Source organism: Halomonas sp. DP4Y7-1 (assembly GCF_019800705.1).
GTDB lineage: Bacteria > Pseudomonadota > Gammaproteobacteria > Pseudomonadales > Halomonadaceae > Halomonas > Halomonas litopenaei_A.
In genome coordinates this window covers 109,500-124,544 of record NZ_JAHVKS010000005.1, presented here as the reverse complement: position 1 = coordinate 124,544, position 15,045 = coordinate 109,500, and the positions used below count along the sequence as shown (strand labels likewise).

10 protein-coding genes are annotated in these 15,045 nt (G+C 61.2%); 8 read left to right on the top strand and 2 right to left on the bottom strand.

What is annotated here, in order from left to right:
- Positions 1–166 precede the first annotated feature (166 nt).
- Complete coding sequence (gene gorA, locus KUV72_RS11375) at positions 167–1,528, bottom strand: glutathione-disulfide reductase (protein ID WP_222238448.1); 1,362 nt, start codon at positions 1,526–1,528, stop codon at positions 167–169.
- 220 nt (positions 1,529–1,748) lie between these two features.
- Between gorA and can the strand changes: the two genes are divergently transcribed.
- The 8 genes from can to KUV72_RS11335 all read left to right on the top strand — a co-directional run bounded on the left by can (position 1,749) and on the right by KUV72_RS11335 (position 10,986).
- Positions 1,749–2,396, top strand: coding sequence for a carbonate dehydratase (gene can / locus KUV72_RS11370; RefSeq protein WP_206938703.1), 648 nt, complete (start codon positions 1,749–1,751; stop codon positions 2,394–2,396).
- Positions 2,397–2,958: 562 nt separating this feature from the next.
- Positions 2,959–4,530 carry an ABC transporter substrate-binding protein gene (locus KUV72_RS11365; protein WP_206938699.1) on the top strand — a complete coding sequence of 524 codons (1,572 nt, stop codon included), beginning with the start codon at positions 2,959–2,961 and terminating at the stop codon, positions 4,528–4,530.
- 100 nt (positions 4,531–4,630) lie between these two features.
- Positions 4,631–5,677, top strand: a complete 1,047-nt coding sequence (locus KUV72_RS11360; protein WP_206938698.1) for an ABC transporter permease — start codon at positions 4,631–4,633, stop codon at positions 5,675–5,677.
- Positions 5,674–6,615 (top strand): ABC transporter permease, encoded by a 942-nt coding sequence (locus KUV72_RS11355; protein ID WP_206938697.1) that lies wholly within the window; start codon positions 5,674–5,676, stop codon positions 6,613–6,615. Before KUV72_RS11360 ends, KUV72_RS11355 begins: the two co-directional genes overlap by 4 nt.
- Positions 6,616–6,625: 10 nt before the next feature.
- On the top strand, positions 6,626–7,648 hold the full coding sequence (locus KUV72_RS11350; protein WP_206938694.1) for an ABC transporter ATP-binding protein: 1,023 nt from the start codon (positions 6,626–6,628) through the stop codon (positions 7,646–7,648).
- Positions 7,649–7,668: 20 nt separating this feature from the next.
- Positions 7,669–8,730, top strand: coding sequence for an ABC transporter ATP-binding protein (locus KUV72_RS11345; protein WP_206939265.1), 1,062 nt, complete (start codon positions 7,669–7,671; stop codon positions 8,728–8,730).
- A 120-nt stretch (positions 8,731–8,850) separates the two neighbouring features.
- A complete protein-coding gene (locus KUV72_RS11340; RefSeq protein ID WP_206938692.1) occupies positions 8,851–9,804 on the top strand; it encodes a LysR family transcriptional regulator in 954 nt (317 codons plus the stop codon).
- Between the two features lie 147 nt (positions 9,805–9,951).
- Positions 9,952–10,986, top strand: a complete 1,035-nt coding sequence (locus KUV72_RS11335; protein WP_261317464.1) for a hydrolase — start codon at positions 9,952–9,954, stop codon at positions 10,984–10,986.
- A 54-nt stretch (positions 10,987–11,040) separates the two neighbouring features.
- On the opposite strand, the gene KUV72_RS11330 is transcribed toward KUV72_RS11335, so the two are convergent.
- The gene (locus tag KUV72_RS11330; protein ID WP_261317463.1) at positions 11,041–15,042 is read right to left on the bottom strand and encodes a translocation/assembly module TamB domain-containing protein; all 4,002 of its coding nucleotides are present in this window, start codon (positions 15,040–15,042) and stop codon (positions 11,041–11,043) included.
- Positions 15,043–15,045: the final 3 nt, after the last annotated feature.

Sequence of the window (15,045 nt, the reverse complement as noted above, 5' to 3'; positions counted from 1 at the left end):
ATGGCCTAGGCCTAGTGTCCGACTTCAACTCGAAGACCTATCTGAAGTGCCCTCCCTCCCCGCATACACAGGCCGTATCCCTACAAAGCATCGAACAAAAAAGGCACCCGAAGGTGCCTTATAGAGGTGAGCCAGTGCTGTCCGCGTTGCCGCTACAGTCGATGCCTCAAGTGCGGGTGGGAGTCCGCATGGTCACGAACTCTTCTGCGCCGGTGGGGTGAATGCCAACGGTGGCATCGAACTGGGCCTTGGTCAGTCCGGCACGCACGGCGATGGCGATGCCCTGAATGACTTCACCAGCCTCTTCGCCGACCATATGGGCGCCCACCACCACGTCGCTTTTGTCATCGACGATCAGCTTCATCAGACAGCGCTCATCGCTACCGGACAGGGTGTGCTTCATCGGACGGAAGTCGGCTGTGTAGACACGAATATCGCCGTATACCTCACGTGCCTTTTCTTCGGACAAGCCGACGGTGCCAATATTCGGGTGACAGAACACCGCTGTCGCGATGTTCTCGTAGTTCATCGGTGCCTTGGGCGCATCCCCATAGTGGTGAGCGACCAGGTGCATGGCCTCGGCCAGGGCCACCGGGGTGAGCTCCGGCCCGCCGGTGACGTCGCCTAGCGCCAGAATGGACGGCACCGACGTCTCAAAGCGATCGTTGACCTGGATCGAGCCATTCTCGTTGAGGGCGATATCAAGACGGTCCAGTCCCAGGCCTTCCAGGTGAGGCTTACGACCGGTGGCCGACAGCACCGCATCCACTTCCAGTACATCGCCGTTGGTCAGGGTAGCCTTGATGCCGCCCTCGACCTTCTCGAGAGACTCGATGTTGGTGTTGAAGTGAAGGTTAACGCCCTTCTTGGCCATCTCGTCCCGAGTGAATTCGCGGACCTCCTGGTCAAAGCCGCGCAGGAACAGCTCCCCCCGATACACCAGATGGGCATCCGCGCCCAGGCCGTTGAAGATGCTAGCAAACTCGACGGCGATGTAGCCACCACCGAGGACCAGAAAACGCTTAGGGAAGTGGTCCAGGTCGAAGATCTGGTTGGAGTTCATGGCCAACTCACTGCCCGGGAACGGCGGCACCCATGGCCAGCCACCCACCGCCACAAGAATCTTCTCGGCGCTGATGGTTTCACCTGCGACCTCGACACGATGCTCGTCGACCACCTTGGCGCGGCCATTGATCAGGCGCACACCTGCGTTGTCGAGCAGCTTGCCGTAGATACCGTTGAGACGCTTTATCTCCCCGATCTTGTTGTCGCGAAGCGTGTTCCAGTCGAAACTGGGGGCTTCATTGAGCTCCCAGCCGAAGCCCCTTGCATCATCGAAGGCCTCATGAAAATGGGCGGCGTAGGAATACAGCTTCTTCGGTACGCAGCCTACGTTGACGCAGGTGCCACCCAGGTAGCGATCTTCAGCGACGGCCACCTTGGCTCCTGTTGCTGCTGCGGTGCGCGCCGCGCGTACACCGCCAGAGCCGGCACCAATGACAAAGAGGTCGTAGTCGTATTGTGACACTTGCGTCTCCTGAAATCCGATTCTCGTCAGCTCGCTCCAACGTCCTCGCCTACGAATAGCCAGGTTGAGGACACCGGAGAGGACAGATGGTCCGCTCGCGGCGGCAGGCTGCCATGATACCAGCGGTACGCTTACCCCGGGAGGGTGCTTGACCACCTTGGCCGACGGGGGTAAAAACATGCACCACTTTAGTCACCATTCGCACAGACGGGGAAAGAACATGAGTGATATCGACAACCTCCTTGAAAGAAACCGGGCTTGGGCTGACAAGGTCTGCCAGGATGACCCCGACTTCTTTTCTCGTCTGGCCCAGCAGCAAAGCCCCGAGTACCTGTGGATTGGCTGTTCGGATAGCCGCGTGCCGGCCAACCAGATCATCGATCTCCCTCCGGGTGAGGTGTTCGTCCACCGTAACGTTGCCAACCTGCTCTATCACAACGACATGAATGCTCTGTCGGTCGTGCAATTTGCCGTCGACGTGCTGAAGGTACGTCACATCATGATCGTGGGTCATTACAACTGCGGCGGCGTGCGTGCGGCGGTGACCGGTGGCGAGAATGGCATGGTAGACAACTGGCTGCACAGCGTACGTGAGCTGTACAGCATGCACCGCCCTCAGCTCGAGCAGCTGCCGCTGGATGAGCAGGTCGACCGTATGTGTGAATTGAACGTCCAGTCGCAGGTCAAGACGCTCTGCCGCACCAAGATCATTCAGCGTGCCTGGCAGCGCGGACAGCAGCTGTCGGTCCACGGCTGGGTCTATGGCCTCAGCGACGGCCGGGTGACGGACCTGGAGTGCAGTGTCCACGGCCTCGATCAGGTTGCCCAACTCTATCGGATCGATCGCGTCACCCCGTCGCAGGATTGATCACCCCTCCGACCAGCGACGATGTCGTCAGCTTGGTGCATTACCCCGCCTGGCCTTCGCCGAGCGGGGGGGTTCTCGCGCGTCATCAGTATGGATTCGCTGTGGAAGGTGGTGCTGCCAGGAGAACCGCGAAAGACGAACTGCGAAAGACGAACTGCGACGAGTGCAACTACTGATAGCAGGTCCATAGGCGGCTCACCCATGACTAGCGCTCTCTCTCAGCGGGCATCGTTCAGTGGGCATCGTTCAGCGGGCATTGTTCAGCGGGCAGCCCGTCCACAGGATCTTCGGTTTCCGGGATGACGCGCAGACCCAGCGGGTGAACCACAAGGCACTATAAGCGGACCCTGCGCGGCTGCCGTGGCCCTTCCCCCTTCCTGCCTGCATGACATGCATCGTGTTCTATTCAATCCTCGCATGGGGGTTATCAGAATTTCGATTGTGTTTAAACGGCACATCTCACTATGTTGTTGGTGGACATTGACTAGGCGGCATGTGCCAATTGCGCCAAGCGTCCGACTAGCCATTACAACAACCTCAATAACAAGCAGGACCACCTTCCATGTTCAAGAAGACCCTTCTGGCCAGCGCTCTGGGCGCGGCCATGTTGACGGCTGCCCTGCCTCAGGCGGCAGTCGCTGAGACTACCCTGCGTATGGCCTATGACGCCGATCCGGTGTCATTGGACATCCACGAGCAGCTGTCTGGCGGTATCCTGCAGCTGTCACACATGGTCTTTGACCCGCTGGTGCGCTGGACCAAGGACTTCGAGTTCGAGCCTCGCCTGGCGACCGACTGGGAACAGATCGACGACACCACCATGCGCATCACCCTGCGCGAAGGCGTCACTTTCCACTCCGGTAACCCATTCACCGCGGAAGACGTCGCCTGGACCGTTGATCGCCTGAAGCAAAGCGGCGATTTCAAGGCCATCTTCGAGCCCATCGAAACCGTCAATGTCATTGACGATCATACCGTCGAGATTGTCTCCAAGCGGCCCAACCCGCTGCTCCTCAACATGGCGACCTATATCTTCCCGATGGATAGCCAGTTCTATTCTGGTGAGACAGAGGACGGCAAGGCCAAGGATGAGATCGTCAAGAACGGTAACTCCTATGCCTCGCGTAATGTGTCGGGTACCGGCCCATTCCAGGTGACCAACCGCCAGCAGGGGGTCAGGGTCGACTTCGAGCGCTTTGATGACTACTGGGACAGCGAGTCTCCGGGTAACGTCGATAACATCACGTTGACACCGATCAGCGAGAATGCCACCCGTGTGGCCGCCCTGCTGTCCGGCGATGTCGACTTCATCGCTCCGGTGCCGCCCAACGATCTCGAGCGCATCGAGAGTGACGAAGACACCAACCTGGTGACCATGTCCGGCACTCGCATCATCCTGTTCCACATGAACCAGGACCGAGTCGAGGCGTTCCAGGACCCCCGCGTGCGCCAGGCCTTCGTCTACGCGATCAACCAGGAAGGCATTGCCGATCGCCTGATGAAAGGCTTTGCCACCCCGGCTGCTCAGTTCTCGCCTGACGGCTATTCCGGCCACAACCCGGAGCTCGAGCCGCGCTTCGATCTGGACCGGGCCAAGGAGCTGATGGCCGAAGCAGGCTATGAGGACGGTTTCTCCATCACCATGATGGCGCCCAACAACCGCTACGTGAACGATGCCAAGATCGCCCAGGCGGTTGCCGCCATGCTGGCTCGCATCAACGTCACTGTGGACCTCAAGACCCTGCCCAAAGCCCAGTACTGGGGAGAGTACGACGACCGCGCCGCCGACATGATGATGATTGGCTGGCACTCGGATACCGAGGATTCCGCCAACTTCCACCAGTACCTGACCGAATGCCCCAACGCCGACACCGGGGCGGGTCAGTACAATGCGGGCAACTACTGCAACCCGGAACTCGATCAGCTCATGGTCGACGCCAACCTGGAGCTGGATCTCGAGAAGCGTGGCGAGATGCTGCAACAGCTGGAGCAGGGGTTGTACGACGATGCCGCCTTCATTCCCCTGCACTGGCAGGACCTGGCCTGGGCCTCGGCCGCCAATGTCGACATCGAGCCGGTGGTCAACGTGCTGAACTTCCCCTATCTGGGTGACCTGGTCATCAACGAAGAGTAAGCCTACGGGCACCGCACCCTGGTGCCCTTCGCTCCCATTCAGTGCGCTCAGCTTCGTGACAACCTCGCGGAGCTGAGGGCCTGTACCCTGGTAACGCCAAATGATCGCATTTTTGATCAAGCGCCTTTTTCATGCGCTGCTGGTGATGTTCGTCATCAGCGTGATTGCCTTCGCCATTCAAGACAATCTGGGTGACCCGATCCAGCAGATGGTCGGACAATCGGTACCCGAGAGCGAGCGTGAAGCGCTGCGTGAGGAACTGGGCCTCAACGATCCGTTTTTCGTGCAATATCTGCGTTTTGCTGCCAATGCCACCCAGTTTGATTTCGGCTATTCCTACGTCTATAACGAGCCGACCACCGAGGTGATCCTACGCCACCTTCCAGCCACGCTTGAGCTGGTCTTCGCCGCCACCCTGTTGATCATCGCCCTGTCGGTTCCCATTGGGGTCTACAGCGCCATCAAGCCTCGCGCCTGGCTGTCCCGGTTCTTTATGGGGGTGTCGATCATCGGTATCTCCATCCCGGTGTTTCTCACCGCGATCGTGCTTATTCAACTATTTGCCATTGGCGTCAGTTTCACCCCCTTTCCGGCCGACACTGGCTGGGGCGCCTGGCTTAACGGGCTAGTGTCTACCGAAGGCGGGATGCCGGCCTATGGACGTGGTGATCCTGTCCATGTGTTCGGTACCTGGAGCACCAACTTCGCTTCCCTGGAAGGCCTGACCTACCTGGTGCTGCCGGCGATTTCCCTGGCGTCGATCATGCTGCCGCTGTTCATTCGCCTGATTCGTGCGGAAATGCTGGAAGTGCTGCAGTCCGAGTACGTCAAGTTCGCCCGTGCCAAGGGAATCTCGATGCGTCGCATCTACTTCCTGCATGCGCTCAAGAACACCATGCTGCCGGTCATCACCGTTGGTGGCGTGCAGATCGGTACCTTGGTGGCCTACACCATTCTGACCGAGACGGTGTTCCAGTGGCCCGGCATGGGCCTGATGTTCCTCGATGCCATCGAGCGCTCGGACATCCCATTGATCGTGACCTACCTGATGATCGTCGGCCTGATCTTCGTGATCACCAATACTCTGGTCGATCTGGTCTACGGCCTGGTCAACCCCACCGTCAAGCTGACAGGTAAGCCCGCATGAGCACCCACAGCACTGCGACCAGCACTCGGTGGGAGCGGTTTCGCGACTCCTACCTCTTGTACAGTTTCAAACGCGATGTGATCGCCCAGGTCAGCCTGCTGGTGTTCGTCGTCATGGTCCTCGCCGCCCTGCTGGCTCCATGGCTGGCCCCGGCCAACCCCTATGACCTGGCCCAGATCGATATTCTGGCCTCAGAACTACCGCCCTTCTGGATCGATGGGGCCGACCCCCAGTATCTGATGGGTACCGACTCCCAGGGCCGCGACATGCTGTCCACCATTCTCTATGGCATGCGGGTATCGCTGGTCATTGGTTTCGGTGCGGTGGCCTTGCAGGCAGCCCTGGGCGTGTGCTTCGGGCTATTGGCCGGCTATCTGGGCGGGCGCGTCGACGCCTTCCTGATGCGCCTGGCGGATATTCAGCTGTCCTTCTCCACGCTGATGGTGGCCATCGTGGTTGGCGCCTTGTTCAAGGCGATCTTTGGCGGTGCCACCTACTCGGACTACGCCATGTGGCTGCTGGTGCTGATCATCGGCCTCGCGGAATGGCCACAATATGCGCGTACCGTGCGTGCCTCGGTGCTGGCGGAGAAGTCCAAGGAATATGTGGATGCAGCGCGGGTCATGGGCTTGCGCAGTCGACGCATCATGTTCCGCCATATCCTGCCCAACACCCTGTCACCGATCTTTGTCATCTCAACGGTCCAGGTGGCCAATGCCATCATCTCCGAAGCTGCGCTGTCCTTTCTTGGGCTTGGCATGCCCGAGACGCAGCCTTCCCTTGGCTCGCTGATCAAGTCCGGTTTCGATTACATCCAGTCGGGATCCTGGTGGATCACCCTGATCCCCGGCCTGGTACTTGTGGTGCTGGTGCTGGTCATCAACCTGCTCGGCGATTGGCTGCGTGACGTGCTCAATCCACGACTGTACAAGGGCTAGGAGGACAACCATGGCACTACTCGACGTCAATCATCTCGACGTGCGCTTCGCCCTTCGTCAGGGCGACGTCAAGGCGCTGCGGGACGTCTGCTTCAGCCTGGACCGTGGTGAACGCCTGGGCATCGTGGGGGAATCAGGTGCTGGCAAGTCCGTTGCCGCCTTCAGCCTACTGAACCTGATTGCCAAGCCCGGCTACATTGCGGGGGGCAGCATCACCTTTGACGGGCTCGAGCTGACGGGACTCAGTGACCGCCAGCTACGCAAGGTTCGTGGCCACCGGATCTCGATGATCTTTCAGGATCCGATGATGACCCTCAACCCGGTGCTGTCGATCGGCGAGCAGATGGTGGAGTGCTTGAAGGCTCACCGCCGTATCTCCAGCCGCGAGGCTCGCGCCATTTCCCTGCGCAAGCTCGAACAGGTACAGATCCCTTCTCCAGAGAAACGGCTGGATCAATATCCCCACGAACTGTCTGGGGGCATGCGTCAGCGCATCATTATTGCCATCGCCCTGCTGCTGGACCCGGACATCATCATCGCGGATGAGCCGACGACGGCACTGGATGTCACGATCCAGGCTGAGATCATGGCGCTGCTGCTCGAGCTTTGCGAAAAGCATAACGTCGGCCTGATCCTGATTACTCATGATCTGGGGGTGGTCAGCCAGGTCACGCAGCGCATGCTGGTCATGTATGCCGGTCGTGTCATTGAGCAAGGCCCGACCCGAGAAATCATCAACGACCCCCAGCATCCCTACACCCAGGGTCTGATCAATGCCTTGCCGCAAATGGCGACGCCGGGAGAACGGCTCAACCAGATTCGCGGCAGCATGCCGTCGTTGAGCCAGCTGCCGAGCGGCTGCCCGTTTCATCCACGCTGTGACTTTGCAACACGTCAGGACGGCAGCGAGCGCAGTCGCTGCAAGACTGAGGTACCGGCCTTCGTCAGCTCCGGCAACTGTCAGGTGGCCTGCCACATGGTGGCCGAGATGCAGGATGCCGAGCGCATCGAGGTCAGGGAGGAAAACTCATGAGCCAGACGACTCAAGCCGCCATGGCGCCGATGCACCAGGATGCGTCGACTCAGCGTGAACCCGCCCCAGGCGGTGATAGCCTGCTCGAGATCCGGGGGCTGGAGAAGCGTTTCTCGCTGTCCGGTGACTTTCTTGAACAGCTCAAGTTCCGGCGAGGGCGTATTGTGCGTGAACAGCATCACGTGCATGCCATCAACGGCGTTGACCTCGATATTCGCCGCGGTGAGTCCCTGTGCGTGGTCGGCGAGTCGGGCTGCGGCAAGTCCACCGTGGCACGCACGGTCATGGGACTGCTGACACCCAGCGCCGGTGAGATTCGCTACGCCGGAGAGCGTATCGACCATCTGGATAGCAAGGCACTGCTGCCCTACCGCCAGCGCATGCAGATGATCTTCCAGAACCCCTACGCCTCGCTGAACCCGCGCATGACCATTCAGCAGACCTTGGAAGAACCCATCCGCCTGCATCATCCCGACTGGAAGCCGGCTCAGGTGGTCGAGAAGGTCCACGAGGTCATGTCATCGGTCGGCATCGCCCCGGATTGGGGTTCCCGTTATGGGCATGAGTTTTCCGGAGGCCAGCGACAGCGTATTGCCATTGCTCGGGCACTGGCGGTGGATCCTGAGTTCATCGTTGCCGATGAGCCGATCTCCGCGCTGGATGTATCGATCCAGGCTCAGGTGCTCAATCTGCTGATGGAGGCACAGCGCGAGCATCATCTCACCTATCTGTTCATTACCCACGACCTGGCAGTGGTGGAACATTTCGGCACTCGGGTAGCCGTGATGTATCTGGGCCGAGTCTGTGAGGTAGCACCTACGGCGACGCTGTTTGCTCGCCCACGTCACCCCTACACCCAGGCCCTGATGTCGGCGATTCCACGACTGGAAGACGACCGACCCCAGCACCTGCGGCTGCAGGGGGAAGTGCCGACGCCGGTCAATCTGCCGTCGGGTTGCGTGTTCCATGGCCGCTGTCCCCATGCCAATGATCGCTGCCGTCGGGAAATCCCGACGTTGATCGCCACGGATGACGGCGGGCAAGTGGCCTGCCATGGTGTCGAGGAAGGTCGTCTTACGTGATGCCCGCCTTTTGCTATGGCGTCTGTGGCAGTCGTAGTACCTCCGTTTTCGTCATGCCGGGTACGCCCGGCATGACGTTATCTGGCACAATCGTCGCATTGCTGGACAGGTGACCCTTCCATGGAAATACGTTGGCTGGAAGATTTTCTCGCCTTGGCCCGTACGCGACACTTTTCTCGCGCCGCCGAAGAGCAAAATGTGACCCAACCTACCTTCTCTCGCCGCATCAAGTTGCTGGAAGAGGAGATGGGCACGACGCTGATTAATCGCCAGACCCTGCCGCTGTCACTGACGCCCGCGGGAGAGGCCTTTCTCGGCATGTGCCACGACGTGACCCGTCGCGTCGACCAGACTCGTCAGAGACTGGCACAGATGGCGGAGGAGCAGGCAGGACAGCTGCGTCTCGGTGCGCCCCAGAGCCTACTTGCCCAATTCCTGCCACAATGGCTTCAGCACTGGCGCGAACCACCGCCCATACAGCCTTATCTGCGTGCCACCGCCTGGCTGGTGGGTGACTACTTCCAGGGCTTGGCCTCCGGGGAAATCGACCTGGCGTTATGCTACTGGCCGACCACGGGCAGCCCGCTGGAACTGGCCAATGAGGATACCGACTACTGCGTCATCGGGCGTGAACGTTTCATTCCCGTCAGCCTTGCCGATGACCGAGGCCAGCCCAGGTTCGCTCTCGGAGGCGGCAACGACGCGGGTAAAGGGATCGGCAAGGAGTCTGGCAAGGGGCGTTCCTTGCCATTGATCGCCTATCATCCACGGGGCATGATCGATGCGGCGATACGCGCCCACCTTGATCGACTGGGAGATTCCCCCACCCTGACAGTGCTCAACGAGAGCATCCAGAGTGGCAATATCCGAGAACTGGTCAGCCTTGGCTATGGCCTAGGGTGGTTGCCAGAACGCAGCTTGTCCCAGGCCCTCGCGAGTGGCGAGTTGGTACCTGCAGGAGATGAGCGCTGGGTCGTGAGCTTTGATATTCGACTCTACCGACATCTCACGACACGACGTGCAGCGGTCGATACCGCGTGGCAAGTCCTGCGCGCACGGGCGCTGGTGCCCTAGTCTTCTGATGTAGCCTTCCTGATGTAGTCTTGCTGATTCCTGGCAGGTAAATGATCGTTGGGTTACTGCCAGGACTTTAGCCACAGGACACCTTGACGTGAATGTCAGCGGTCACTGCAGCGCCGCTGGCTGACTGGAGATATTCCTTTGCCCCAACCCACAGCCGACCCTGCGTCGATCAACGCCGATGGCTCGGCAAGCCTGGTACCCTCTCGTTTTCGTGCCGCTCGATGGCTATCCAACCCCCATGTACAGACGCTGTTACCCCGCCTGCTGCGACCGCAACGGGTTGAGTGGCGCCAGGAATTCTTCACGCTGCCGGACGGTGATGAAGTTGAGTTGGCATGGGTGACGCCTGAGCCGGCGGATGTGCAGGCCCCTCTGTTTGTGCTGTTCCATGGCCTTGAGGGAGGCATGGGCTCTCCCTATGCCCACGATCTGCTGGCGGCGGCCAGAGACCAGGGCTATCGCCCGCTGCTGATGCATTTCAGAGGCTGTGGGAGTCGACCCAACCGCCTGCCCAGGGCGTATCACAGCGGCGACACCGGGGATGCTCGGGTTTTACTGGATAGCCTGTCTCGGCGTTTTCCCGGGGCTCCCAAGGTCGTCGCCGGCGTCTCCTTGGGCGGGAACATGCTACTGCGGCTATTGGCCGAACCAGAGTGTGATGCACTGGGTCTTCATGCGGCCTTGGTCATCAGCGCGCCGCTGGACCTTGCCGCATGCGCACAACGATTAGGTGAAGGCTTCTCGCGGGTCTACGAACGCCATCTGCTCGGATCACTGAAGCGCAAGGTATTGCCTCGACTGGAGCGCGGGGAGCTTCCCCTTGTCGCGACGGCGGAACAAGTAAGAAAGCTCAAGCGCCTGCGAGACTATGACGACCTGATCACGGCACCGCTGCACGGCTTTCGTGATGCCGAGGACTACTACACCAGGGCCTCCAGCGGTCCCGTGCTGGATCGCATTCAAGTGCCGACGCTGCTGCTCCACGCCAAGGATGATCCGTTCATGCCAGCGGATCTGATCGATCGTTTTCCGCAGCGCTCCCCCATGGTCACCATGGAGCTGGCGGAGCAAGGGGGGCATGTGGGGTTCATGGCGCCCGGAGACGGCTACCGCCCCGATTACTGGTTAGGCAAGCGACTGGAACGTTATCTGCAGGAGCTGTCCCTGACCTGAAACAACAGAAGCCCCGACCTTGGTCGGGGCTTATGCTGGGTTGTTGCACAGCGCTTACTGCAGTTCTGGCGGGTTGCCCGGCAGGCTCCAGGTGTAGATCAGGTCAACCGCCTGGGCAGCACCGGATACCGCCTCCAGGTACAGGCTTCGCCACAGCTGGTAGGTCAGCGTCAGTTCGGCGATGGGCGAGAAGATGCCCACGCCATAGCCCACCTCAAGACGATCGGTCAGGCGGCCACTGACGACCACCTGGCTGGTTTCACCACTACCAGAGGTATCCAGTGACAGGTCCTGGATGCCGAAGGCCTCACCCATGGCGCCGACGGCGCCACCTGTCTTACCCAAGGTCAAGCCGATCAGTGCCGAGGTCAGCGCACCGCTGGCGTCACCGCTGTCATCAGGGGCGCGTCCGCGAAGCACGTAGGACAGAGCACGGGACTCGTCCATGGCGGGTTCGGAGAAGATCTCGAGGTCCGGCTGGCTGGCAGTCCCTGTCACCTTGAGACCTGCCACCACGCCGTCCTCGGTGCTGGCTGGATTGCGAATGGCCTCAAAGTCCAGCGTCGGCACGCTAGGCGGTCCGGCGAAGATCACCTTACCCTGGCGGATCTGCAGGTCCTGGCCGTAGGCCCGGAAGCGCCCATCGACCAGGCTGACATCCCCAAACAGCTGCAGCGGGCCGGCGTTCTGACGCACTTCCAGGTCGCCGGCCAGCTCCGTCTGCAAGCCATAGGCACTTAAACGGGCGTCAGGACCCAGCAGCAGTCTGATACGGATATCGATGGCCATACCCGCTTCCGCCATGGCCTGGGCGGTGGAGGCACCCACCGGGTCTTCTTCGGCCTGACGCTCGGCCTCTCTGGCCTGCTCGTCCATTTCGCGAGTGATGATGATCTCGTCACTGCTTGGGGACACTGCCGACGGCGGCACCTCGCCGACGTCGAGGCGGGCCCAGGGAATACGCACCTCACCGCGAATACGCAGGCGGGTGGGGTTCGCCGTTATCGTCAGGTCAGGAGCCAGCTTGAGCCGGCCATAGGCAGGCATCGCGGCCAGCAACGGGTCCTGGACCGCGGACAGCGCCACATTGGCTTCCCAGCTACCGCCTGGCCAGGCGGCGTTACCGGTGATGTTGAGGCGCCCTTCTTCACCATCGACATAGCCAGAGATGCGTGCGCTGTCGCCGGTCAGATCGATATTGAGGCGACCATCCGTCACCGCGACAGGGATGTCTCCTCCGTGAGCCTTGAGACCCGTCAAGCTCAGCTCCCCGCTGAGATCCGGTGCCTCGCGGCTGCCCGCAATACGAATGTTGCCGGCCAAGGTGCCTTCCAATTGATCCAGTCCCGCTGCCAGGGGGCGATACGGTGACAAGCTGATGCCGTCTATCGACAGGTTGCCGTCCAGTCCACCACGACCCACGGGATCGTCGATCGTCAGGGCCAGAGTGATGTCACCGCTCTGGGCCAGGGAAAGATCGACATTGAGATCGACGCGGGCGTCGCTGGCGTCAGCATTCAATGACAGCCGTGTGGCAGGCACCGACCAGGGCTGACCATAGGCATCCACACCGGTCACGCTGACTTCACTGTCGAGCTGCGCATCTGCCTGCCAGCGGCTGCCGCCCGCTGACCACCCTGCCACCACACGCGCACCGGTATCGCCATCGATGGCCCAGCCTTCGGGCAGCGCCTCATTGACCAGGTCCATGGGCAGTTCGTTGATGTCGAGGGTCAGCTTGCCGGCATCTGCCGAGGCGCTGAGCGGTTCGCTGATACAGATCGCCCCACCTTGTTGGCGGGCGAGGCAGAAAGGATCGGTGCGCACAGAGCCCTGGGCCAGATTGGCATCGAAGGCCAGAGGCCCATCCAATGCAATATCGCCCTGGGGCAAGGTAATCTCCAGCGGCGTCAGTGTCCCCCGATAGCGATCGCGGGCATCGTTCATGGCACCGTCCAGGGCCAGCACAAGGCGGTTGAGCGGGCCTTCGTCACTGCCGTCGACGGTGAGCTCCAGTCGATGCTGGGACAGGCGACCATCCAGATCGAGGGCGATATCCTCGAAACGCTGGCCACCAGCGTCTACCTGGCGTGCTGACAGCCCCACATCCAGCTGGGGGTCATCGAGCCCGCGGACACGACCGGCCAGGGCGAGCTCGCCAACACGGTTTTCCTGATAGCCGACACCGCTACCCTCGATGGCGAGCTCCAGCTGTGGTGAACGAAGGCTGCCTCGTGCCTGGATATTGCCAGACAGACGCCCCGCCAGCCCAGGATACAGGCTGGCCATGTCGGGTAAGGCAAGCTCTGCATCCACGTTCAGGCGGGCTTCACTGACCTGGCCCTTGGCCTCAATCTGGTTGTCCCCTTGGCGGAAATCGAGGCGATCGATATCCCAGCGCATGGCACTGTTGCCGGCAAGCGCGGCCTCCAAGGACAAGGGGCGATCATCCAGCGTTCCCTGGATATCGATATCAGGAACATCGACTTCCCAACCTTCGTCCTGCTGGGTGAAGGCGACGTCCAGGGTGCCACTCAGATTACCCTTCAACCCCTCGACAAAAGGCTCAGGGTTGAGGTTGTCCAGAGCGGCCGTGGCGGTCACGGCTACGCCATCCGACCAGTCGACATTGCCCTGCGTGCTCAGCTGCCCTGCTCCCTCCAGCGCAAGTTCAAGCGGTGCCCAGGAGAAGTGTGACAGATCGCCCTGACCATCGACGGCCAGGGTGGTTCTCGGCAGATCAGGCCCCACGGCCGCGAGAGCCAGTTTCAGCTGATATCCTATCAGGGAGCCATCGACGGACAGATCGATATCCTCAGCGACCCAAGGATCGACATCGGTGGCTTCGGTCTCGTCCCCTTCGGCGTCCGCCTGGGCCGGCTGCATGCCCGGCAACGGCCATTGCAGACGAGGGCTGGAAAAGGCCGCGGTGAACGGTAGCGTCGGGTCGAGGGCATCCAGGCGGGCGACCAGCTGCGTGGAGACGGGGCCAGTCGTGGTCAAATTGAGCTCCAGCTCGGCAAGACTGCCATTGGCGGAAAGCTCGACACGCTCGCCATCAAGAGCAGGAAAAATCTCGGGCAGGAACAGGTCCGCGGCAAAGCGAACCTCTAGCGGGTAGTCGCCGCTCAGCGTAGCCTTGGCCTGGAGCTCTGCATCGGCGTCCTGGGTGGCCACGGCCAGCGGCTCAATCGTGACGTCCTGTCCCCGTGCCAGCAGGCTCAGGTCCAATCGCTCTACCTGGTAGTCAAAGGCGCCATCGATGGTAGTGTCCTCCACCACCAGCTCCGGCACTTCGATGGCCAGGGGCAGAGTGACCTCGGGCAGGACAAGCCGTTCACGCTGATCCAGAGGAATGTCATCGGCCTTGGAGGCGGCACCCTCCAGCTCTGCCGCAGCGCTGCCAGGCAATGGAGAACGAACGGCGATCGCCGCATCAATGGCGTCGGCGCTTACCTTCGGACCGTCGTGCTCCGCATCGCTGAGGGCCAGCATGGCCCCAGGCGTCAATGGCAGCGTCAGGTGCAGACCCGCCAGACGCGTGGGACTGACGGACAGCGTATCGCCTTCGGCCACTGCCGCAGTGGTAAAGCTCTCCCAGGCCAGCTGCGTCCCATCCGCCAGGTGAACCGCAACGTCGCTCACCGTCAGCTCGCGAATCTCGACCGGAAAGGGCAACGATAGCGGCGCCGCTGGTTCGTTGGACGGCACTGGCTCCGGTTCAGGCTCGGCGACCGTATCACTCTCGCCCAGGCGCACATCGGTGCCTGACACGCGCAAGTGGTCGAGACACAGCCGACCATTGAGCAGGCAGTCCTCCGCCCACGCCAGGGACAGGGAGTCGACGCTCACCCGTACACTGCCCGCTTCCAGTCGAAAACCCTCAAGATCAAAGCTGTCGAGCAACGCTCCCTGGACCGACGAATACTCCAGCACGCCCATGCGACTGCCCTGATCCAGGGCCATCCGTGTCCCCCACGGACTCAGCACCAGGCCGACAATCAGCAGCACCAGACCTATCAGGCTGAACGGCAGCCAGATCAATAATCGTGTCAAGGC

Excerpts from the sequence above, each read along its gene's own strand:
- can (WP_206938703.1), top strand. The coding sequence starts at position 1,749 with ATGAGTGATATCGACAACCTCCTTGAAAGAAACCGGGCTTGGGCTGAC.
- KUV72_RS11365 (WP_206938699.1), top strand. The coding sequence starts at position 2,959 with ATGTTCAAGAAGACCCTTCTGGCCAGCGCTCTGGGCGCGGCCATGTTG.
- KUV72_RS11360 (WP_206938698.1), top strand. The coding sequence starts at position 4,631 with ATGATCGCATTTTTGATCAAGCGCCTTTTTCATGCGCTGCTGGTGATG.
- KUV72_RS11355 (WP_206938697.1), top strand. The coding sequence starts at position 5,674 with ATGAGCACCCACAGCACTGCGACCAGCACTCGGTGGGAGCGGTTTCGC.
- KUV72_RS11350 (WP_206938694.1), top strand. The coding sequence starts at position 6,626 with ATGGCACTACTCGACGTCAATCATCTCGACGTGCGCTTCGCCCTTCGT.
- KUV72_RS11345 (WP_206939265.1), top strand. The coding sequence starts at position 7,669 with ATGGCGCCGATGCACCAGGATGCGTCGACTCAGCGTGAACCCGCCCCA.
- KUV72_RS11340 (WP_206938692.1), top strand. The coding sequence starts at position 8,851 with ATGGAAATACGTTGGCTGGAAGATTTTCTCGCCTTGGCCCGTACGCGA.